This window comes from Streptomyces niphimycinicus (assembly GCF_018883605.1).
GTDB classification, from domain to species: domain Bacteria; phylum Actinomycetota; class Actinomycetes; order Streptomycetales; family Streptomycetaceae; genus Streptomyces; species Streptomyces niphimycinicus.
This window is the reverse complement of record NZ_JAHLEM010000157.1, coordinates 1-20,381: the sequence shown is the minus strand read 5'-3', so window position 1 is coordinate 20,381 and position 20,381 is coordinate 1. Positions and strand designations below refer to the sequence as shown.

The 20,381-nt window shown below is 72.4% G+C and carries 14 protein-coding genes and 1 pseudogene; 7 read left to right on the top strand and 8 right to left on the bottom strand.

Annotated features, from left to right (window positions below):
- Both KN815_RS15595 and manD read right to left on the bottom strand, forming a co-directional pair.
- The coding region (locus KN815_RS15595) for a mannitol dehydrogenase family protein (protein WP_216342541.1) at positions 1-1,323 on the bottom strand (1,323 nt) is incomplete at its 3' end.
- Positions 1,320-2,537 carry a D-mannonate dehydratase ManD gene (gene manD / locus KN815_RS15590; protein ID WP_216342540.1) on the bottom strand — a complete coding sequence of 406 codons (1,218 nt, stop codon included), beginning with the start codon at positions 2,535-2,537 and terminating at the stop codon, positions 1,320-1,322. The genes manD and KN815_RS15595, both read right to left, overlap by 4 nt.
- A 166-nt stretch (positions 2,538-2,703) precedes the next feature.
- Between manD and KN815_RS15585 the strand changes: the two genes are divergently transcribed.
- A complete protein-coding gene (locus KN815_RS15585; RefSeq protein ID WP_216342539.1) occupies positions 2,704-3,462 on the top strand; it encodes a GntR family transcriptional regulator in 759 nt (252 codons plus the stop codon).
- 143 nt (positions 3,463-3,605) lie between these two features.
- Here KN815_RS15585 and KN815_RS15580 read toward each other — a convergent pair whose 3' ends face one another.
- Positions 3,606-4,805: an SGNH/GDSL hydrolase family protein gene (locus KN815_RS15580; protein WP_216342538.1), complete on the bottom strand. Its 1,200-nt coding sequence runs from the start codon at positions 4,803-4,805 to the stop codon at positions 3,606-3,608.
- 184 nt (positions 4,806-4,989) lie between these two features.
- Between KN815_RS15580 and KN815_RS15575 the strand changes: the two genes are divergently transcribed.
- Positions 4,990-8,352: an AfsR/SARP family transcriptional regulator gene (locus KN815_RS15575; protein WP_216342537.1), complete on the top strand. Its 3,363-nt coding sequence runs from the start codon at positions 4,990-4,992 to the stop codon at positions 8,350-8,352.
- A gap of 25 nt (positions 8,353-8,377) precedes the next feature.
- Here the strand turns inward: KN815_RS15575 and KN815_RS15570 are convergent.
- Both KN815_RS15570 and KN815_RS15565 read right to left on the bottom strand, forming a co-directional pair.
- Positions 8,378-8,579, bottom strand: a pseudogene (locus KN815_RS15570) (SDR family oxidoreductase); the annotation flags it as partial.
- Between the two features lie 63 nt (positions 8,580-8,642).
- Complete coding sequence (locus tag KN815_RS15565; protein ID WP_216342536.1) at positions 8,643-9,014, bottom strand: MerR family transcriptional regulator; 372 nt, start codon at positions 9,012-9,014, stop codon at positions 8,643-8,645.
- Between the two features lie 234 nt (positions 9,015-9,248).
- Here KN815_RS15565 and KN815_RS15560 point away from each other — a divergent pair, with 234 nt between their 5' ends.
- Positions 9,249-11,177 carry a sulfatase-like hydrolase/transferase gene (locus KN815_RS15560; RefSeq protein WP_216342535.1) on the top strand — a complete coding sequence of 643 codons (1,929 nt, stop codon included), beginning with the start codon at positions 9,249-9,251 and terminating at the stop codon, positions 11,175-11,177.
- A 215-nt stretch (positions 11,178-11,392) separates the two neighbouring features.
- Complete coding sequence (locus KN815_RS15555; RefSeq protein ID WP_253209000.1) at positions 11,393-12,064, top strand: DUF429 domain-containing protein; 672 nt, start codon at positions 11,393-11,395, stop codon at positions 12,062-12,064.
- A 219-nt stretch (positions 12,065-12,283) separates the two neighbouring features.
- Here the strand turns inward: KN815_RS15555 and KN815_RS15550 are convergent, their stop codons facing one another.
- Positions 12,284-13,459 (bottom strand): transglycosylase family protein, encoded by a 1,176-nt coding sequence (locus KN815_RS15550; protein WP_216342533.1) that lies wholly within the window; start codon positions 13,457-13,459, stop codon positions 12,284-12,286.
- Between the two features lie 1,540 nt (positions 13,460-14,999).
- Here KN815_RS15550 and KN815_RS15545 point away from each other — a divergent pair.
- Positions 15,000-15,833: an MOSC domain-containing protein gene (locus KN815_RS15545; protein WP_216342532.1), complete on the top strand. Its 834-nt coding sequence runs from the start codon at positions 15,000-15,002 to the stop codon at positions 15,831-15,833.
- Between the two features lie 46 nt (positions 15,834-15,879).
- Here KN815_RS15545 and KN815_RS15540 read toward each other — a convergent pair whose 3' ends face one another.
- On the bottom strand, positions 15,880-16,290 hold the full coding sequence (locus KN815_RS15540; RefSeq protein WP_216342531.1) for an SRPBCC family protein: 411 nt from the start codon (positions 16,288-16,290) through the stop codon (positions 15,880-15,882).
- A 61-nt stretch (positions 16,291-16,351) separates the two neighbouring features.
- Positions 16,352-17,365 carry an Lrp/AsnC family transcriptional regulator gene (locus KN815_RS15535; RefSeq protein ID WP_216342530.1) on the bottom strand — a complete coding sequence of 338 codons (1,014 nt, stop codon included), beginning with the start codon at positions 17,363-17,365 and terminating at the stop codon, positions 16,352-16,354.
- A gap of 93 nt (positions 17,366-17,458) precedes the next feature.
- On the opposite strand from KN815_RS15535, the gene KN815_RS15530 reads away from it, so the two are divergent.
- Together KN815_RS15530 and KN815_RS15525 are read left to right on the top strand one after the other, a co-directional pair.
- On the top strand, positions 17,459-19,144 hold the full coding sequence (locus KN815_RS15530) for an AbgT family transporter (protein WP_216342542.1): 1,686 nt from the start codon (positions 17,459-17,461) through the stop codon (positions 19,142-19,144).
- Between the two features lie 48 nt (positions 19,145-19,192).
- Positions 19,193-20,347 carry a M20 family metallopeptidase gene (locus tag KN815_RS15525; RefSeq protein WP_216342529.1) on the top strand — a complete coding sequence of 385 codons (1,155 nt, stop codon included), beginning with the start codon at positions 19,193-19,195 and terminating at the stop codon, positions 20,345-20,347.
- The last annotated feature ends 34 nt before the right edge of the window (positions 20,348-20,381 follow it).

Here is a 20,381-nt window from a genome sequence, read left to right as displayed (position 1 = left end):
CTGCGAGTGCGGGCCGTCCCAGGCCCGGCGCAGCTCCTCGGCGCGCGGATCGTCCAGGGCGTGGTCCCGGGTGCGGCGGGCCCAGGCGGCGAGCGCCGTGGCCAGGAGGGGGGTGTCCCGTCCGGCGGCGCGCAGTTCGCGCAGCGGGGCGAGCCACCGTTCGGGGATCTTCTGGGAGCCGTCCATGGCGATCTGCTGGATGCGATGGTGCATCGCGGGGTTGGCGAAGCGGTCCACCAGGCTGTCGATGTAGGCGGGGAGGTCAAGACCCTCGGTGGGCGGCAGGCTCTGGGCGGCCTCGGCGCAGTAGGCGCGTACGGTCTGCTCGCCCCAGCCGGTGGCCAGGACATCGGCGACGGTCTCGCATCCGGCGGCCAGGCCGAGATAGGCGATGAGCGAGTGGGCGCCGTTGAGCAGCCGGAGCTTGGCGAGCTGGTAGGGGGCGACGTCCGCGACGAAGCGCACCCCCGCCGCCTCCCAGCGCGGGCGGTCGGCGGCGAAGATGTCCTGGAGGACCCACTGGGTGAAGGGTTCGCCGGTCACCGCGCCTTCGTCGGCCACGGTCAGCGCGCGGGCGGCGGTCAGCCGGTCGGCGTCGGTGGTGGCGGGGACGATGCGGTCGACGACGGTGGCGGGGAAGGCGACTGAGCCGGTGATCCAGTCCAGCAGGCGGTCACGGTCCTCCCAGGCGGTCGCGGCGATGAACTCCCGCACCAGGCGGCGCAGTACGGCGCCGTTGTCGGCCATGTTGTCGCAGGACACCAGCGACACCGGGGCGCCGCCGCCCCGCAGTCGGGCCCGGAGCCCCGCCGCGAGCTGCCCGGCCACGCTCGCGGGTGCGGGCCGTCCCGCCAGATCGCCCCGGACGAGCGGGTCCGCCAGGGCGAGTCCGCCGGTGGCGGCGTCCCGCCGGTAGCCCTTCTCGGTGACGGTGAGGGTGACGACGGTGACCTCGGGGGAGGCGAGGAGCGCGCCGAGCCGGGGGCCGTCGTCGGCGGCGTGCAGCACCTCGGTCACGGTGCCGACCACGCGGGTGGCCGGGCCGTCGGGGCGCCGTTCGGTGAACGAGTACAGCCCGTCCTGCGGGCGCAGTGCGTCCACGACGGCCCGGCTGCGCTGGGTGACACCGGCGATGCCCCAGCCGCCGCCGTGCGCCGCCTCGGCGGCTTGGGTGGCGAGGGCCTGGTGGGCGCGGTGGAAGGCGCCGATGCCCAGATGCACGATCCGGGGGCGCAGCGCCCGCGGATCGATCGGCGGGCGGCTCTCGGCGGGGACGCCGGGCAGGGTGGCCAGGGACAGGCGCCGGATGGGGTCGGTGCTCACCAGTCGTGCACCGACCCGTCGGTACGGCGGCTCACCGGAAGGTACTTCGGGTCGTACGGGAAGCGGGCGGCCGCCTCCTCGTCGAGCTCGATGCCGAGGCCGGGCGCGGCCGAGGGGTGCAGCGCGCCGTCGCGCAGCTCGTAGGACGGCCGGAACACCTCATGGGTGAGCGGGTCGTGCGCCATGTACTCCTGGATGCCGAAGTTGGGCACGGTGACATCGAGGTGGACGGCCGCGGACATGCTCACCGGCGACAGGTCGGTGGCGCCGTGCGAGCCGGTGCGCACCTGGTACAGCTCGGCGAGGTGGAAGATCCGCCGCAGATGGGTGATGCCGCCGGCGTGCCCGACCGAGGCGCGGATGTAGTCGATGAGCCGCTCGGTGATGAGCTGCTGGCAGTCCCAGATGGAGTTGAAGACCTCGCCGACCGCTATCGGGGTGGTGGTGGAACGGCGGATCTGGCGGAAGGACTCCTGGAGCTCGGCGGGGGTGGGGTCCTCCATCCAGAACAGCCGCACCTCCTCCAGGCTGCGGCCCAGCCGCCCCGCCTCGGTGGGGGAGAGCCGGTGGTGGACGTCGTGCAGCAGATGGAAGCCGAAGCCGAACCGCTCGCGGACCGCCTCCAGATAGCGCGGCGCGAAGTCCAGATACGCCTCGGTAGACCAGGGCTGTTCCTCGGGCAGCGCGCCGGTGGCGGGCTCGTAGACGGTGGCGACCGTGCCGTGGCGGATGCCGTAGGTCCCCGGTGAGCCGGGGACGGCGGCCTGGGCCCGGATCGCGCGGTAGCCCATCTCCTGGAAGCGGGCGACGTCCTCCAGCAGCTCGGGGACGTCGCCGCCGCTGGCGTGGCCGTAGACCATGGCCCCCTCGCGGGCCTTGCCGCCCAGCAGGTCGTACACCGGAAGGCCCGCGACCTTGCCCTTGATGTCCCACAGCGCGGTGTCCACGGCGGAGATGGCGGTCATGGTCACCGGGCCGCGGCGCCAGTAGGCCCCCTTGTAGAGGTAGTGCCAGGTGTCCTCGATACGGGCGGGGTCGCGGCCGATCAGCAGCGGTACGAGGTGGTCCTCCAGATAGGAGGCGACCGCGAGTTCGCGGCCGTTGAGGGTCGCGTCACCGAGACCGGTCACGCCGTCGGAGGTGGTCACCTTCAGGGTCACGAAATTGCGACCCGGCGAGGTGACGATGACCTTGGCCTCCGTGATCGTGGCCATGCGTATGTGCTCCTCACTGAGCGGGCTCCCGGGGCTCCCGGGGCTCCAGGGGCTCCCAGGGGGCTCCGGGGGACTCCCGAGGGCTCCCGGGGGTGGAGTCCGGGCTGTCGGTCGGCTACCATACAAGTACGTCAGTGAGGCGAGTCAAGGGTTCGGAAGGGGTCGGATGGCACCGGCGGAAGGACTGCACGCGGCACGCTCCCGGGGGCGCAACACCCGGCAACTGGTCCATGAGGTGCTGCGTTCGCGCATCGTCGGCCTGGAGCTGGCACCCGGCTCCGCCGTCTCGGAGAACGACCTGGCGGCCGAGCTGGGGGTGAGCCGCACCCCCGTCCGCGAGTCGCTGATCCTGCTCGCCGACGAGGGCCTGGTCGACATCTATCCCCAGATGGGGACGTTCATCTCGCGCATCCGGGAGCGGGATGTCGCCTCCGCCCAGTTCATCCGGGAGGCGCTGGAGTGCGCCGCGCTGCGGGAGGCCGTGGAGAAGGTCACCGCACGGGATGTGGCGGAGCTGCGGGCGCTGCTCACCGCGCAGGAGGAGGCCGACCGGCACTCCGATATGCAGGGCTTCTTCCAGCTCGACGAGGACTTCCACGCCCGGCTGATGGCCGTCAGCGGACACGCCTCGGCCTGGCCGGTCGTCAGCCAGGCCAAGGCCCAACTGGACCGCGCCCGCAGGCTGTCACTGCCCATGACCCAGCAGATGTCCCTGCTCATCGGCCAGCACCGGGAGGTGGTCGACCTGCTGGAGGAGGGTGATCTGGACCGGGCCGACGGGGCGCTGCGTTCCCATCTGCGGCTGGTCTTCAGCGATGTGGAGAAGATCCGCGCCAAGCACCCGGAGCTCTTCAGCGACGAGGACGCCCCCCTCAGGCCGCGCCGCGACAGCGCCCGGCGCACCGCCTCCCGGGGAGACGGCTGACCCGGCCGGGGGCGACCCGTTCGTCCCCTTGTGCGGAACCGCCGGAACACCGAAGCGTTCCGGCGGCGGACCGGCCGACTCCCGGAGCGGCCGACTCACCGACCGGCCGACTCCCGGACCGGCCGGCTCACCGACCGGCCGGCTCAGCCGAACAGCGACAGGTCTATGGAGTCGGCCAGCGCCCGGTAGCCCGCGTCGTTGCCGTGCAGATGGTCGCCGGAGTGGAAGTCCTCCCGGATCCGGCTGGGGCGGGCCGGGTCGCGCCAGACGGCGTCGAAGTCCAGCACGGCGTCGAAGGCGCCACTGGTGCGGATCCATTCGTTGACCGCCTGGCGTGCGCTCTCGCCCTCCGATGTGTAGACCTCCGCGCCCTCATACGGCGCGATCGTCGTGGCATAGACCCGCACGCCATGGTCATGCGCCCGGGCGATCAGTTGGCGGTAGCCCGCGATGACGTCGTCCGTCGTCACCGGCGCGCCGGGGAACACCTTCAGGAAATCGGCCAGGGGGCCGTCGCCGTCCTGCGGGGCGAAGGAGATGGCGAGGTCGTTGCCGCCCACGGAGAGCACCACATGACCGAGGCCGGGCGTCGCCAGCACATCGCGGTCGAAGCGGGCCGCGGCGGCGACCCCGATGCCATTGTTGAGCATCCGGTTGCCGCTGATGCCCTGATTGGAAACGTAGCCGGTGCCCTCGCCCCGCTCGGCGAGACGCTCGGCCAGCAGCTCCGGCCAGCTCCGGTTGGTGTCCGGGGTCGAGCCGGCGCCGTCGGTGCGGGAGTCGCCCAGTACGACGATGGCCTTGGCGGGGGCGTCGGGAAGCAGCTCGACGGCGGAGATCAGGGCCCGCACCGGCAGCACCTCGGCGTTCTCCGGCAGGGTGGGGGAGGCAACCGCGTCGCCCGGAATCGTCCAGCCGGTGTCCAGGACGGGGTCGTGGCAGGTGCAGGTCTCCACGCGCCCTGGCAGGTAGACGCTGATGGACAGCTTGGCGAGGGCGGGCAGGGGCAGGTCGACCGGGTCGCTGAGGAGCGGCGTGCCCGCCGGGACGGTGGCGGCCGACGCGCCGGAGAAGGTCAGCACGCGCTCGCTGCCCGGTCGCACCCCGCCATCGGGCGCCGCGAGGCCCACCCGCGCCGCGCCGATGGTGAACGGCGCGGTCCCGAACTCATTGGTGAAACGGATGCGCACCCGGCGCCCGCCACCGCTGACGCGCACCACCTGGCGCAGGGTCACATCGGCGAGGGGCGGGTGGTCATTGAGCGAGCCGAGCCCGTCGTGGGCCGCCTGGGGCGAGGCGCCCCAGCTCCGGACCCAGTTGCCGGCGTTGTCCGTCCCCGTCATCTGTTGCCTCCATTGCTCGTGATCGTGGTGCGGGCATGAGGAGACTGAGGCGGGTCGCTCACAGGGGGCTCACACGGCGCTGACACGCCGCTGGCACGGGCGCCCTGATGCGGGGCCCTGATGCGCGGCCTTGATTGGGGGCTGTGATTTGGGGCCTTGTGGGTGGGCGCGCGAAGATCGGGGAATGGACAGGGGCGCACCGCTTCGCATCACGCTGCTCGGCCGGTTTCAGGTGTCTCGCGGTGACACCGTTCTGACCCTTTCGGGCGCGCGGTTGCGGGGGCTGCTCGTCCGGCTGGCGCTCGCCGGTGGCCACGCGGTCGAGCCCGGTGTGCTGGTCGACGCGATCTGGGCCGAGGAGCCGCCGTCCGGCCCCGCCCACGCCCTCCAGACCCTCGTCTCCCGGCTGCGCCGCGCCCTCCCCCCGACCGACCCGGCCCGTGGCGTGGTCGTGCAGGTCACGGGCGGCTACCGGCTGGCGGTGGACGCGGAAGACGTGGACGCGCTGCGCTTCGAGCGGCTCACCGCGGCCGGTCGGGAGGGGCTGCGGACGGGTGACCCGGAGGCCGCGGTCGCCGCGCTGTCCGAGGCCGTGGCGTTGTGGGACGGCCATCCAGGTGCCGAACCCCCGGCCATCGCCGCGGTCGCACCCACGGTCGCCACACGGCTGGCGCAGATGTCGGTCGAGGCGGTCGCCGATCTCGCCGACGCCGAATTGTCGCTGGGGCGGGCCGAGTTGGCCGCCGCCCGGCTGACCGGACTGCTGGCCGAGCAGACGGTCAATGAGCGGGCGGCCGCCTTGCTGATGGACGCGCTCGCCGCTCAGGGACGTCAGGCCGAGGCGCTCGCGGTCTACGAACGGGTCCGCGAGACGCTGGCCGACGTCCTCGGCGCGGACCCGGGCACCGCCCTGCGGGAACGCCATCTGCGCCTGCTGCGCCCCGCCTGGTCCCTCCCGGTGCCGGACACCTCGGCCGGGGGCGCTCCGGCCGGGAGCCCGGCGGCTTCCAGTGCGCCGGCTGACGCGGCCGCAACCGTACGGAACAACGGGGGCCAGGCGGGGGGACAGGAGGCCACCGAACCCGACCGGATCCGGCCCACCAACCTGCCCGCGCCGCTGACCAGCTTCATCGGCCGCGACGACGACCTCGCCCGCATCGACACCCTGCTCACCACCGGACGCCTGGTCACCGTCCTTGGCCCCGGCGGCGCCGGGAAGACCCGGCTCGCGCTGGAGGCCGCCCGTCGGCACCACGACGCATGGCCCGACGGCGCCTGGCTCATCGACCTCGTGTCCGTCACCGAACCGGCGAAGATCGCCACGGCGGTGCTCACCGGGACCGGGCTGCGGGGCGGCACGATGCTCGATGCCCGCAAGCGGATCGAGGGTGACGAGCTGGACGTCCTCGTCGGCGAGCTCGGCCGCCGGGAGACCCTGCTGCTGGTCGACAACTGCGAGCACCTGATCGACGCCGTGGCTCACCTCGTCTCGGCGCTGCTGCCCCGCTGCCCCGGGCTGCGCGTGCTCGCCACCAGCCGCGAACCCCTCGCGGTCGACGGCGAGGCGCTCGTGCCGCTGGCCCCGCTCGCGCTGCCCGACCTGGACGACGGCGTCGAACAGGCCCGAAGGGCGCCCTCGGTGCGCCTGTTCACCGAGCGGGCCGCCGCCGTACGACCCGGTTTCGACGTCGACGAGACCTCGCTGCCCGACATCGTGCGCGTGGTGCACGGGCTGGACGGCCTGCCGCTGGCCCTCGAGCTGGCCGCCGCCCGGTTGCGGACCCTGTCACTGCCCGACCTGGCCGACGGACTCTCCGACCGGTTCCGGCTGCTCACCACCGGCAGCCGCACCGCACCACCCCGGCACCGCACCCTGCGGGCGGTCATCGCCTGGAGCTGGGAGCTGCTGGGCGAGCACGAACGCACCGTCGCGGAACGGATCTCCATCCTGCCCGGCGGCGTCACTCCCGCCTCGGCCACCGCCGTCTGCGCCGGCACCGCCGTGTCCGCAGCCGACATCCCCGAACTGCTCGCCACCCTCGTCGACCGGTCACTGCTCCAGCTCGCGCCCGGCACCGGCCGCTACCGCATGCTCGAAACCATCCGCGAGTACGGCGCCGACCGCCTGACCGACACCGGCGAGATCGGCACGGCCCGCGATCTGGCCGCCGCCCACTTCACGGAGCTGATGACCCGTCATGACCCGCTGCTGCGCGGGCCCGGCCAGCTCACCGCCATGAAGGTCGTCGGCGCCGAGTACGACAACACCCTCGCCGCCCTGCGCCATCTGTGCACCATCCGCGACTCCGACGGCGCGACCACCCTCGCCCTGACCCTGGTCTGGTACTGGCAGATGTTCGCCCGCCACTCCGACGCCGCCCACTGGCTGGGCGAGGTGCTGGCGGCGACCAGCGGCGGGCCGACGCCCGAGCGCGACTGCGTCCGCGCCGCCTACCTGCTCAACCGGGCGGACATCCTGTCGGGGGTCACCGCCGGGGAAGTGGCGGACGACCGGGCGGAGACGCGCGAGCTGGCCGACCGGCTGCTCGCGCATCCGGAGCTGCCGAGCCACTACCGGGTGTTCGGCCCGGTCCTGCTCTTCCTCCAGAAGGAGGAGGCCGCGCTCGAGATCTTCCAGCGCCTGGCCGACGGCGACGATGTGTGGCTGTCCGCGCTGGCCCATATGTTCCAGGCCGAGATCGCCGAGAACGCGGGCGCCCTGATGCGGATGCGGGTCCATGTGACGGCGGCCCTGGCCCGCTTCCGGCAGGCCGGCGACCGTTGGGGCCAGGCCGCCACCCTGCCGATGAGCGCCCACCTGCGGAGATACGACGACCTCGACGGCGCGCTGGCCGACCTGCGCGAGGCCCGGACGCTGGCGGGCGAGTTCGGCTCGCTCAGCCTCGGCGACCAGCTCTACAGCGACCTGCGCTGGATCGATGTGCACCTGCGGAGCGACGACACCGACCGGGCGATGGCGGTGCTCGACTCCGCCCGGGAGCGGGCGCTGCACGCGTCCTCGGCCGACATGCTGGTCCTGGTCGACGTGTGCGAGGCCGACTTCCGGGTGCGGCTTCGCGACCTGGACAGAGCGGGCGAACTGATCGACGCCGCCGAACGCCGTCTGCTCGACGAAACCGCGTTCCCCACGGACCACATCCGGACGCTGGTCGGCAACGCACGGGCCGCGCTCTGCCTGGCGCTGGGCGATCTGCCCGGCGTGGACAAGGCGCTGCGCGAGGCGTACGCGGCCGCGCTGGCGACCCGGGATCTGCCGATCCTGTCACTGGTGGCGGTGAACACGGCCGCGCTCGCCGAGACGCGCGGGCGGCAGCACGAGTCGGCCGTACTGCTCGGGGCCGCCGCCCGGCTCCGCGGCACCCATGACCACACCGATCCGCGGGTCCGTGAGCTCACCCGCCGGGGTGAGGCCGCGCTGGGCGGCGAGGAGTTCGCCGCGGCGTACGCGCAAGGCTGGAAGCTGGACGGGAAGGCGGCCGTGACCGCCGCCGACCCGGCCCGGCTGTCCGGCACCGTCGACAGTTAGCGGAGCGGGGCGTCTGTAGTACCTGGAGCTGGGTGGCGCCGCCGTCGACGAACGGCTCCGCACCGGTGGTGAAGGAACTCTGGTCGCCGGCCAGGCAGAGGGCGGTGGCGGCGACCTCGTCGGGACGACCGGCGCGGCCGAGCGGGGTCGGTGCGGCGGGCCCGGCCGCCCTGGACTGATCGTCCTGCGGGAACGCCCCGCAGCTCGTCACCGCCAGGGGTCTCGACGGTGACCCAGGGCCGGGCCCGGACGCATGCGCCACAGATCCGGGCCGGGCTCCCCGGGGTGGGTCAGCCGGCGGTCTTGTTGCCGAGCACGGCGTCGAGGTAGTCGGAGATCGCGTCCCGGTTGCGGGTCAGGCACTCGATGCGTTGGCTCATGCGGTCCCGCTCGTTCTCCAGCGTGGCGATCATCTCCGGGGTGGCGTCGGAGAAGTGAATGCGCCGCGGCTTGTCGAGGCACGGCAGGATCTGCTTGATGATCCGGGTCGGAAGCCCCGCGTCGAGCAGCCCCCTGATCTGGAGCACCCGGTCGACGAGACGCTCGTCGTAGGAGCGGTAGCCGTTCGCGCAGCGGTCGGGCAGGATCAGCTTCTGCTCCTCGTAGTAGCGCAGCAGCCGGCGCGGTGTGCCGGTGCGCTCCGAGAGCTCTCCGATGCGCATGTGTCCGTCCCTGTCTCTCCGCCGGCGTGCCGCCGAACCGGCTCACTTTCACATCCATGTGAGGGTTGCAGCGTATCGTGGGCGGGTGCGCTCGCGAGCGGGCGGGAGGCGCCGGGAAAAATGCCAGGTGATTGAACGGAGGCCCCCGGCGCGCCGTACGGATGACGACGGGCCCGACTACCCGAGCCGGGTCCGCCGTGCCACCACCGGGCTTCGCAGGGAAGGACCTTCGGGTTGTCGCGCCAATCGAGCTCTCATCAGCGGTCGGAAACGGACAAGGGCACCACGGAGCAGGCCCCGACGCAGGGCCCGACTCCGGAGGGCCCACCTCAGGCTGAGGCTGAACCTGAGGCCACGCCGGATCTTCCTGCCCAGCGGCAGGATGACACCGGGGAGCGGGACGAGGTTCCCGACCAGGGGGTGAGCACCGTCCACGACACGGTCGCCGCCCCCAAGGGCCGGCGGGCCAAGTACCCCGCCGTGGCGCGGACGGTGGCATGGACGGCCACGGGGCTCTCCCTGGCTCTTGTGTTCCTCGCCCTCCTGCTGCCGACCCAGCTCAGCCTCATCCACCCCAGTGCCTTTATGCGCATCCCGGTGGAGGGGGTGTTCGGCGCCACGCTGCTGCTGATGCTGCCGCCGCCGGCGCGGCGGGTGGTGGCGGTGCTCGCCGGAGTGGTCCTCGGCGCGCTGACCATATTGAACCTGCTCGACATCGGCTTCAACGAGTTCCTCGGCCGTGGGTTCAACGTGGTGCTCGACTGGATACTGCTGGACGACGCCCAGTCCTACGTCAAGGACGCGCTCGGCGGGACGGCCGCCACCGCCGCCGCGATCGGTGTCGTGGTCCTCGCCGTCGCGTTGCTCGTCCTGATGGGGCTCGCCGTCCTGCGGATCAGCGACGTCATGGCGAGGAACACCGCCGTGGCGACCCGTACCACCCTGGTGCTCGGCACCGTCTGGGTCATGTGCGCGGCGCTCGGCGTACAGGTGGCCGGGGCGCCGTTCGCGTCCCGGAGCACCACCGCGCTCGTCCAGGACCGGGCGGAGCGGGTGCGCAAGACCCTCAAGGACGAGCGGGAGTTCGCCAAGGTGGCCGCCGTCGACACCTACGGCGACACCCCCGGCGACCAACTGCTGACCGGGCTGCGCGGCAAGGACATGATGTTCACCTTCATCGAGAGCTACGGCCGCTCGGCCATCGAGGACCCGGCCATCGCGCCCGGTGTCGACAAGACCCTCAAGAACGCCACCAAGCGGCTGAACAAGGCCGGGTTCGCCGCGAAGAGCGGCTGGCTCACCTCGGCCACCTACGGCGGCAGCAGTTGGCTGGGACACTCGACCTTCCTCACCGGCCTGTGGATCGACAACCAGAACCGCTACCGCACCGTCACCGCGGGCGACCACATGTCCCTCACCCGCGCCTTCCAGCGCACCGGCGCCTGGCGGACGGTCGGCATCATGCCGGGAGTCACCAAGGGCTGGCCGGAGGGCAAGTTCTACGGCCTCGACCACGTCTACGACTCCCGCGACCTCGGCTACAAGGGCCCGAAGTTCAGTTGGTCGACCATGCCCGACCAGTACACCCTCAAGGCGTTCGAGCACCTGGAGCACGGCAAGAAGCGCGACAAGCCACTGATGTCGGAGATCATCCTCACCTCCAGCCACCAGCCCTGGGCGCCCATCCCCAAGACGATCCCCTGGAACCAGGTCGGCGACGGCTCGGTCTACAAGGCCATCCAGAAGGCGGGCAAGAATCCCGCGGATGTGTTCACCGATCCGCACAAGGTGAAGACCGAGTACGGCAAGTCCATCCAGTACTCGGTGAGCAGCCTCATCGACTATGTGCTGAAGTACGGCAACAAGAACACCGTGCTCGTCTTCCTCGGCGACCACCAGCCCCTCTCCCGGGTCAGCGGCAACAACGCCAGCCGGGACGTACCCGTCGCGATCGTCGCACACGACAAGGCGGTGCTCGACCGGATCTCCCGCTGGGGCTGGGAGGACGGCCTGATGCCGGGCGCGAAGGCCCCGGTCTGGAAGATGAGCTCCTTCCGCGACCGCTTCCTGGACGCCTACGGCCCGAACCCCGGCGGCACCACGGCCCCTTCCTCACCGTCGGCCGCACCGAAAGCCTCGGCGAAGGGCTCCGCGAAGCCATAGCCGTAGACGGCCCTGGGCGCGCAGGGGCCGGTCCGTCGCGAAGCCCAACCGGCATGGCGAGAAACCACCCCTTCAGGGGCGGAGGGGTCATCGCCCGCCCTTTCGCGCCGTTGTGACCCGTACCGGCCCATCGGCATGGTCGGATACGGCGCATGGGTTCCCGTCGCGATGCTTTTCACGCCCCGCCCGCACCCGGATGCGCCGGATCACCCGTCGTGGGGGTGGACGCCTGCCGTACCGGCTGGGTGGCCGTGGCGCTGTGCGAGGAGGGCCGCTTCGCCGGGGCGGATACCGCAGCCGGGCTCGGCGAGCTGCTCGGCCGGTTTCCGGACGCCGCCGTGGTGGCGGTCGATATGCCGCTGGGGCTGCTGAGGGCCGGATGGCGCGAGGCGGAGGCCCTGGCCGTGGCGATGGTGGCCCCGCACCGCTCCCGGGTCTTCCCCGTGCCGCCGCGCGGGGTCTGGGAGGCGGATGACTATGACGACGCCAATCAGCGCTGCCGGGAGCTGACCGGTCAGGGGCTGAGCCGTCAGACCTGGGGGCTGGCCGCGAAGCTGCGCGAGGCCAACGCGTGCCGCGACGAAGGCGACCACCGGCTCTACGAGGTCCATCCCGAGGTCTCCTTCGCCGCCGTCAACGAGTCGCGGCCGGTGGCCTGGAGCAAGAAGAGCTGGAACGGCCAGGCCGTGCGCCGCCGGTTGCTGGGGGACCAGGGCATCGTGCTGCCCGGCGACCTCGGACCGGCCGGCCGGGTGCCGCCGGACGACGTCCTGGACGCCGCGGTGGCGGCCTGGAGTGCGCGGCGCATCGCGCTCGGGGCCGCCCGGAGCCTTCCCGATCCGCCTCAGGGGGCGGACACCGGGCTGGCCGCCGCGATCTGGTACTGACCGATCCCCGCGCGGATGGCGGGAGGCCGCCCGAGCCGTGCCTCGGGCGGCCTCCCCTTCCCCCACCCCCTGGAGATGGACTATGGGGTGTCCGGCGGGTCTTTCCCCTCCCGTCCCCTTCCGTCGCCTCCCGTTGCCGGGGCGGGGAGGGAGCGGCCTGCCGCAGGCGGCAAGATCCGGACACTTCCTCGCGGGGCGCCGTGCTTCCGGTGCGAGCCGTCAGACGCTGACGCCGCGTGAGCGCAGATAGGCCAGCGGGTCGATATCGGCCCCGTAGTGCGGGCCGGTGCGGACCTCGAAGTGGAGCTGCGGTCCGGTGGCGTTCCCGGTGTTGCCGGACCGGGCGATCCGGCGGCCCGCCTCGACCGACTGCCCCGTGCGGACCGTCAGCGCCGACAGATGCCCGTAGTGGGTGTAGAGGCCGTCGGCATGGCGGATGATCACCTGGTAGCCGAAGGCACCGCCCCACCCGGTCGCCACCACGGTGCCCGGGGCGGTCGCGCGCACCGAGGTGCCGATGGGGACCGCGAAGTCCACGCCGGTGTGATGGCCGTTCGCCCACCGCGCGCCGCGGATGCCGTACGCCGCGCTGACCGTCCCGCTGACCGGGGCCATATGCGGGCGGGCGGCCGCCTTGCGGACCACGTGGCTCGAGATGGCCGAGGCGCGGTGGCGGGGCGCCGCGTTGCGCACGTGCCGGGCACCCGCGGGCAGGGCGAGCCGCTGCCCCGGGTGGATCAGATGGGGATTGGGGCCGACGGTCCCGCGGTTGGCGTGGTACAGCGCCTTCCAGCCACCGCTGACCGACGCACGCGTAGCGATGCGGGACAGCGTGTCGCCGCGGACGACCGCGTAGGAGCCGGACGCCGCGCGCCGGGCGGTGTGCTGCCGGGCCCGGGACTTCGCGGCGGACTTGGGCGACTTCTTGGTGGGCTTGGCCGACTTCTTGGAAGGCTTGGCCGGGTGCTTGGCGCGGGGTTCGGTACCGCGGCTCGCCGCCTCGGCGGGCGGGCCGGACCGGGAAAGCCGGCCGCGGACGGAGCAGACCGGCCACGCGCCCGGGCCCTGTTTGCGCAGGACCACCTCCGCCACGGTGATCTGCTGAACCCTGGAGGCCAGATCGGCCCGCGCGGCGTAGGCGGTGCCACCGAACGCCGACCAGGTGTGCTGGGAGAACTGAAGCCCGCCGTAGTAGCCGTTGCCGGTGTTGACGTGCCAGTTGCCCCCGCTCTCGCACTTGGCGACCCGGTCCCAGGTGCCGGCCGAGGCCGCGTGGGCGGGGCCGGTGCCGAGGAGCGGCAGGACGATGCCGACACCGCCGGCGGTGAGGGCCGCGCACAGCGGGGAGATCCGGCTGGACGATGCGGGGCGTCGGTGACTTCCTCGTACGGCCATGAGGCTGGTTCCTCTCGACACAACGGCGCTCGACATGCCCTCCGGAGGACCCGGCGGGCTGTACGAGTACCGCAGCCCGGCCCCGCTGGTCACAAGGCGCAGGGGGCCTCATGGACGGCCGCGCGCCGCCCGGCGCGACCCCGGAATCCGCTGACGCCTCGTCATTTGCAGGGCGGGAGGCGCATGGGAGGCCGGGGGCGCACGGCCGTCGGCGCGGCGGATCCGGCGGGCCGGGGCGGATGCGGACGATCACGCCCCGCTGGACGGCCTCGTACGGCGGGAAATGATTCTCCGGGGCGCCGGACGGGGCGGACGCTATTCCGCCGGATTCGTTTCCGGATGATCGGTGAGCGATCCCGGACGGCGCACCGGGCGAATTGCGGCCGGAGCATGGGCAGTTGAAGCGCGGACGAGCGGCGGGCGGCTCAATACGGCGCCTGATGCGGGCCGGACGTGCGGCACGGGATCTTCCTCGGCGCTATTGCGTCGCGGCCCAGTCAAGATCGGCCGCTTGGCGGCCGGGTCGCGGCGCGCGGCCGTAACCGCGCGGCCCCGCGCTGGAACAGGCCGTTCCGCTCTTCCTGCCGGCAACCGGAGAATGCCGGGGAGTGGAGGAGGGAAGGGGAGAGCGAGAGGCGGAGCGAGGGGCGGGAAATAGGACGGCCTTGCGGGGGAGCGGGGGAAGAGGGGGGCGCCTGAGCGAACGTGCCAGGCGGACCCGGCGGCGTTTCCCTGGGCCCGGCGGGACCTTGAAACGTGTCTACGGGGGCGTGCCGCCGACCGCGGCGTTCAGCGGCGGCGCCGGCCGGGAGCGGAGGCGGTCCGGGCGAAGACGCGCGGGGAGATGGCAGGGGACCGAGAGTGCCCGGTGCGCCGAACCCCGGCCCCGGCTTGTCTTCTCCGGCATCCGGTATGGCCCGCGGAACAGCGGGAGTCGCGCGGCGTGCGGACCAACTCACCATCGTGCGAACGAACTTGACTTGGCGTTTACCGTATCTCTTGTCGTGCATCGCCGCGCCGACCGCCCATGCAGCGCGGCAGTTCTCCGAAAAGAGCCGGTCGTCATGGCGGCCGGGAACTGGCGGAGAATCACACGGTCCGTGCATAGCGGGAACCGCGCCGCCGCGCATATCATTGCCTCACATCGACTTCTCCCCTTCGAGCCGCTCTCAGGGGCGGCACCGAAATCATCACCCTTCACCCCGCCGGTCCGGGCCCCGGGCGACGCCGGAGACCGTGCTTTTCCCGCGATCTCGTCCGCCGCTCCAGGGAAACGGTCGGATTTGGGTTCCTGTCGGCGGGAGGCGCAGCGCGCCTACGGCGCGTGCTGGTGGTCACCGGCCGTGCGTGGTGGGTCATTCGGCGTACTCCGCGCTACGCCCTGCCGCCGGACGCCGGGCCGGGGGCGCATGGCGGAGCCAGGTCGTGCCATGAAACGCCGGTCGGGCACCGGGCGAGCGCGCAGAAGCGCCCCGGCCGGCCGATCGGTGAGACGATCCTCGAGCAGGGCTCCGGGCAGGGCCCCGGGTAGAGTTGGCGCATGGCGATCGTTGTCGAGCTGACCTCCTACCCCGTCAAGGGCTGCGCGGGCGTGCCCGTATCCGACGCGCTGCTGACGGAGGCGGGTCTGCGGCACGACCGCAGCTTCATGGTCATCGGCGAGAACGGAGAGTGCCGCACGCAGCGGCGCGATCCCCGGCTCGCCGTCATCCGCCCCGCCATCGACCCGGACGGCACCCGGCTCACCCTGTCGGCACCCGGCGAGGGCGAAGTGGCCATCGACGCCGACACCACCTCCGCCCGGCGCGAGGTCACGCTGTTCCACAACCCCTTCCTCGGTATCGACCAGGGCGATGACGCCGCCACGTGGCTGTCACGGGCGCTGGGCGCGCCGAGCAGGCTGGTGCGGGTGCCCCCGGAGCACGACCGGGTGACCGAGGGATGGATCCCCGGCACCTGTGGCTACGCCGACAGCGCCGCCGTGCACCTCGTCTCCCGGGCCAGCCTGGACGGGCTGAACCAGCGGATCACCGAGGCGGGCGGCGCCGCGCTGCCGATGAGCCGTTTCCGCCCCGGCATCGTGCTCGACGGATGGGACGAACCCCATCGCGAGGACCGGATCCGCAGGATCGCCATCGGCGGCGCCGAGCTGGGCTTCGCCAAGCCCACCGCCCGGTGTGTCGTGACGACCGTCGATCAGGTCAAGGGCGTCAAGGCGGGCCCGGAGCCACTGCGCACCCTGGCCGGCTACCGGCGCGGGCCGGGTGGCGCCACCCTGTTCGGCTGCCAGTTCTCCGTGACCCGCGCCGGAAAGCTGGCCGTGGGCGACGAGGTGGACGTCATCGAGTGGGACGGGCCACCGCCGGGAGAGTGACCGGAAGCGCTCAGAACGAGGCGAGAGCTCAGAACGAGGCGAGCGCTCAGGCCGACGCGAGCACCTTGGCGAAGCTGTCCAGGAGCTGGGCCGCGCCCTCCTCGGCCTGGGCGCACTGCTCCTGCGGCGGGGCCGGCTGCCGGAGCACCACCCGGGTGCGGCCGTCGCCCAGCTCGGCGAAGGTGGCGGTCATCTCCATGACCCCCTGCGGAAGGTCCAGGGTCCACACCAGCCGCTCCTGGCCGACCACCTCGCGGTAGACGCCACGCATCGGCATCTCGCCACCGGGAGTGGCGATGTTCGCCTTCCAGGCGCCACCCGGCCGGACGTCGAGGGCGACGGACTCGGGGGCGGCGCCGAACCAGCGGGCGAAGTACTCCGGCTCGGTCCACACCCGCCACACCGTCTCGCGCGGTGCGTCCAGGTCCCGGGTGATGGTGATCTCGGTGTCGCTCATGGTCTCTCCTCGGTGAGCGGGAAGGTGTTGTCACCCATCAGACCGGCCCGCCGTGCGGAACTCATCGCTCCTGGCTCAGCAGCTTTCCGTCCTCCCGGCCGATCCAGTACCGGCGCAGCACATCGAGGACCACCGACACCTCGCAGGCGGTGATGCCGGGGAGCTTCGCCAGATCGCGGGTGAGCAGGTCGGCGAGGCCGTCCTCGTCCCGGAACACCCCGTGGTGGATCACCGAGGAGGTGCCCGCGACGATCGAGACATAGCGCGCCGAGGGATGCCGGGCCAGCGCGTCGGCCACTTCCTGGATGGCCCCGGGGGCGGCATGCAGCTCGATCACGACCTCCAGCGCATGGCCGAGCAGCGCCGGTTCGATCTCCACACGGGGCCGTACCAGACCGCGCTGGAGGAGCGACTGGGTCAGCCGGTAGGCGGTGGACCGGCTGATGCCGAGCCCGCGCGCCACATCGGCGGCGCTCGCCCGGCCGTCCTGGCGCAGCAGCTCCACGGCCCGCAGCTCGTCGTCGCTGAACTCGGTGGCGGCGGTGGGCTCCGCCACCGGATCGGCGACCTCGCGCAGCGCCCGTACCTGGTCGTCGGCCAGCTTCCGCAGCCGCCAGGAGTCGGACTTCGCCGTCGCCCTGAGCACCACTTCGGTACGGGCCGAGCGCACACCGGGGACGGACGGGATCCGGGTCATCAGCAGCTCCCGGGCCCGGTCGCGCCGGGTCGCGTGCAGGGAGCAGTAGACATCGGTACGGCCCGTGGTCGTGGCGACGAACGGTATCTCGGGCAGCTCGGACAGCCGCCGGGCCACCTGCCACGCCTGCCCCGGGGCCGTGGCCACCCAGACGTGCATGGGGTTGCCCTCGGCCAGCATGGGCCACTCCACCTGCCCGATCACCCGTAGCAGCCGCTCCTCCCCGAGCCGGGTCAGCCGGCGGCCGACGGTGCTGGCCGAGCTGCCGAGCACCTCGGCCAGCGCGCTCAGCGGCGCCCTCGGCGCCACTTGCAGGGCGGCCACCAGATCGAGGTCCGCGTCGTCGAGTACCGGTGGTGTGGTGGGAACGGCTGCCATGAGTACGAATCTATCGTGCGATTGGTCCTCCATGTGTGAATCATTCTTGCGTTACAACTCTTTTACTTGCCTCATTCCGTCATGCCTTCTCTAATGGACGACCACTACTGCGTCGCCGACGAAGGAGTGCGGACGGTGAGTTCCAAAGACACCACGACCACACCCGACAACCCGCCCGGGGAGACACCCGGCACCACCCCCGGCCAAACGCCTCCCGACGCGCCCGGGGAGTCCTCGGCGGCGCTGTCCGCACTGCTGCGGGTGCTCGGCGCCGTCGAGCGCGCGGGCAATAGACTTCCCCATCCCTTCTGGCTGTTCGGGATCCTCAGCGTCCTGCTCGCGCTGGTCAGTTGGGGGCTCGCCACCGCGGATGTCTCCGCCGTCGATCCGGCGGGCGGCAAGACCGTGGCGGTGCGCAGCCTGATCTCGGTCGACGGGGTGCGGTCGATGATCAGCGATGCCATCACCAACTACGCCACCTTCCCGCCGCTCGGCACGATCCTGGTGGTCATGCTCGGTGTCGCCGTCGCCGACCGGTCGGGGCTGCTCGCGGCGATGCTGCGGGCCGGTGTCGCCAAGGTCCCGGCGCGCTGGATGACCTTCGCCCTGGCCTTCACCGCGATGGTCGCCCACATCGCGTCCGACGCCGCCTATGTGGCGCTGGTCCCGCTCGGCGGGCTGGCCTTCCGGGCCGTCGGGCGCAGTCCGCTCCTGGGGATCGTGGTGGCCTTCGTAGGCGTATCGGCGGGCTATGACGCCAGCCCGCTGATCACTCCGATGGACGCGGTCCTGTCCGGGCTGACCACGGCCGCCGCGCACACCGTGGACCCCGGCTATGTCGTCACCCCGCTGTCCAACTACTTCTTCTCCCTGGCCTCCTCGGTGGTGCTGGCCGCCGTGATCACCTTCGTCACCGAGAAGGTGCTGGTGAAGCGGGTGGGGGCGCTTCCGCCCGAGCCCGAGGAGGCCGCGGAGGACATGACCGCGGAGAACGGGCGGACCACGGAGGTCGAGCTCGCCCTGGCACCCGAGGAGCGCCGCGGGCTGCGCCACGCCACCATCGCCCTCGTCGCCTTCCTCGCGGTGGTCGTGGTGGCGATGATCCCCACCGGGTCACCGCTGCGCGGTGAGGGCGGCAGCATCGTCGAATCGCCGGTGCTCTCCGGTATCGCCGTGGTGCTCGGACTGCTCTTCGCCCTCCTCGGCGCGGTCTACGGACGTGCGGCCGGCACCGTGCGCGGCGGCCGTGACATCCCGGACTTCATGGCGCAGGGCATGCGGGAGATGGCCCCCATCCTGGTGCTGTTCTTCGCCATCTCCCAGTTCCTCGCCTACTTCAAATGGACCGGCGTCGGCCAGGTGCTCGCCATCCGCGGCGCCGATCTGCTCAAGGACCTCGGGGTCACCGGCCCGGTCGCCTTCATCGGCATCGTGCTGGTGTGCACGGTGATCAATCTGGCGATGACCAGCGGTTCGGCCATGTGGGCGCTGGTGGCCCCGGTCTTCGTGCCGATGCTGATGCTGCTGCACATCCCCCCGGAGGCCACCCAGGCCGTCTACCGCATCGCCGACTCCTGCACCAACGCCATCACCCCGATGAGTGCCTACTTCGTCATGGCGCTCGGCTTCCTCCAGCGCTACCGGCGCTCCGCCGGAATCGGCACCCTCGCCTCGCTGACCCTGCCGCTCTCGGTGGCCATGCTGGTGGCCTGGACTCTGCTCTTCTACGCCTGGTGGGCGCTGGGCATCCCGCTCGGCCCCGGCGCGCCCGTCCGCTGATCCCCGGCCGCTCCCTCACCCACGCCACCTCGGGAAGGACCCCCTCGAATGACCCCCTCCGATCTCGCCGCCGCCACCGCCCGGGTGCTGCCCGAGATGACCGAAGACCTACGGACGCTGGTGGAGCTGGAGACACCGAGCCATGACAAGCGGCTGCTGGACGCCGGGCTCGCCGCGATCAGCGGCTGGCTCGTCGACCGGCTCGGCGAGCCGGACGGAACCGAGCGCCACGACTGCGGGACCTACGGCGATGTGCTGGCCGTGACCTATCGCGGCACGGCCCCCGGCACCGTGCTGCTGCTGTGCCACTACGACACGGTCTGGCCGGCCGGAACACTCGCCGAATGGCCCTTCCGGATCGAGGACGGCCGGGCGAGCGGACCCGGTGTCTTCGATATGAAGACGGGTCTGGTGCAGGCCGTCTGGACCCTGCGGCTGCTGCGCGAGCTGGAGCTTCCGCACCCCTCGGTGCGGCTGCTGCTCAATGGCGACGAGGAGATCGGCAGCCCCGCCTCCCGGCGCCATATCGAGCGGCTGAGCGAGGACGTCCTGGCCACGCTGGTCTTCGAGGCATCGCTGGACGGGGCGCTCAAGACCTCCCGCAAGGGCGTGGGGCTGTTCGATGTGACCGCCTACGGCATCGAATCGCATGCGGGACTCGACCCGTTCGCGGGCGCGAGCGCCATCCACGCGCTGGCCGAGGTCGTCCCGCGGATCGCCGCGCTCAGCGCCCCGGAGCGCGGAACCACGGTGAACGTGGGGCTGATCAGCGGCGGCACCGGGCGCAATGTGATCGCCGCACGGGCGAGCTGCGGTATCGACATCCGGATCGCCGAACCGGAGGAGATGAAGCGGATCGACACCGCGCTGCACGCCCTCGCCCCCTCCGACCAGCGGGTGCGGCTGACCGTCACCGGGGAGTGGAACCGCCCGCCGATGGTCCCCAACGACGCCTCCCGCCGGCTGTTCGAGCAGGCCCACGCGGTCGCCGCGGAACACGGCTGGGAGCTGGCGGAGACCGCGGTCGGCGGGGCCAGCGACGGCAACTTCGTCTCCGCGCTCGGCCGTCCGGTCCTCGACGGGCTCGGTGCCCTCGGCTCCGGCGCCCACGCCCGCCATGAGCACACGGTGCTCGCCCCGATCCCGGCCCGTACCGCGCTCGCCGTCGGTCTGTTGCGGGCGCTGGCGGCGGACGCCTCGTAACGGCGGACACCGACGGCCGGAGGGCCGCAAACCC

What these genes read in the sequence shown, in the direction of transcription:
- manD (WP_216342540.1), bottom strand. Translation starts at nt 2,537, where the DNA reads ATGGCCACGATCACGGAGGCCAAGGTCATCGTCACCTCGCCGGGTCGC.
- KN815_RS15585 (WP_216342539.1), top strand. Translation starts at nt 2,704, where the DNA reads ATGGCACCGGCGGAAGGACTGCACGCGGCACGCTCCCGGGGGCGCAAC.
- KN815_RS15580 (WP_216342538.1), bottom strand. Translation starts at nt 4,805, where the DNA reads ATGACGGGGACGGACAACGCCGGCAACTGGGTCCGGAGCTGGGGCGCC.
- KN815_RS15575 (WP_216342537.1), top strand. Translation starts at nt 4,990, where the DNA reads ATGGACAGGGGCGCACCGCTTCGCATCACGCTGCTCGGCCGGTTTCAG.
- KN815_RS15565 (WP_216342536.1), bottom strand. Translation starts at nt 9,014, where the DNA reads ATGCGCATCGGAGAGCTCTCGGAGCGCACCGGCACACCGCGCCGGCTG.
- KN815_RS15550 (WP_216342533.1), bottom strand. Translation starts at nt 13,459, where the DNA reads ATGGCCGTACGAGGAAGTCACCGACGCCCCGCATCGTCCAGCCGGATC.
- KN815_RS15545 (WP_216342532.1), top strand. Translation starts at nt 15,000, where the DNA reads ATGGCGATCGTTGTCGAGCTGACCTCCTACCCCGTCAAGGGCTGCGCG.
- KN815_RS15540 (WP_216342531.1), bottom strand. Translation starts at nt 16,290, where the DNA reads ATGAGCGACACCGAGATCACCATCACCCGGGACCTGGACGCACCGCGC.
- KN815_RS15535 (WP_216342530.1), bottom strand. Translation starts at nt 17,365, where the DNA reads ATGGCAGCCGTTCCCACCACACCACCGGTACTCGACGACGCGGACCTC.
- KN815_RS15530 (WP_216342542.1), top strand. Translation starts at nt 17,459, where the DNA reads ATGGACGACCACTACTGCGTCGCCGACGAAGGAGTGCGGACGGTGAGT.
- KN815_RS15525 (WP_216342529.1), top strand. Translation starts at nt 19,193, where the DNA reads ATGACCCCCTCCGATCTCGCCGCCGCCACCGCCCGGGTGCTGCCCGAG.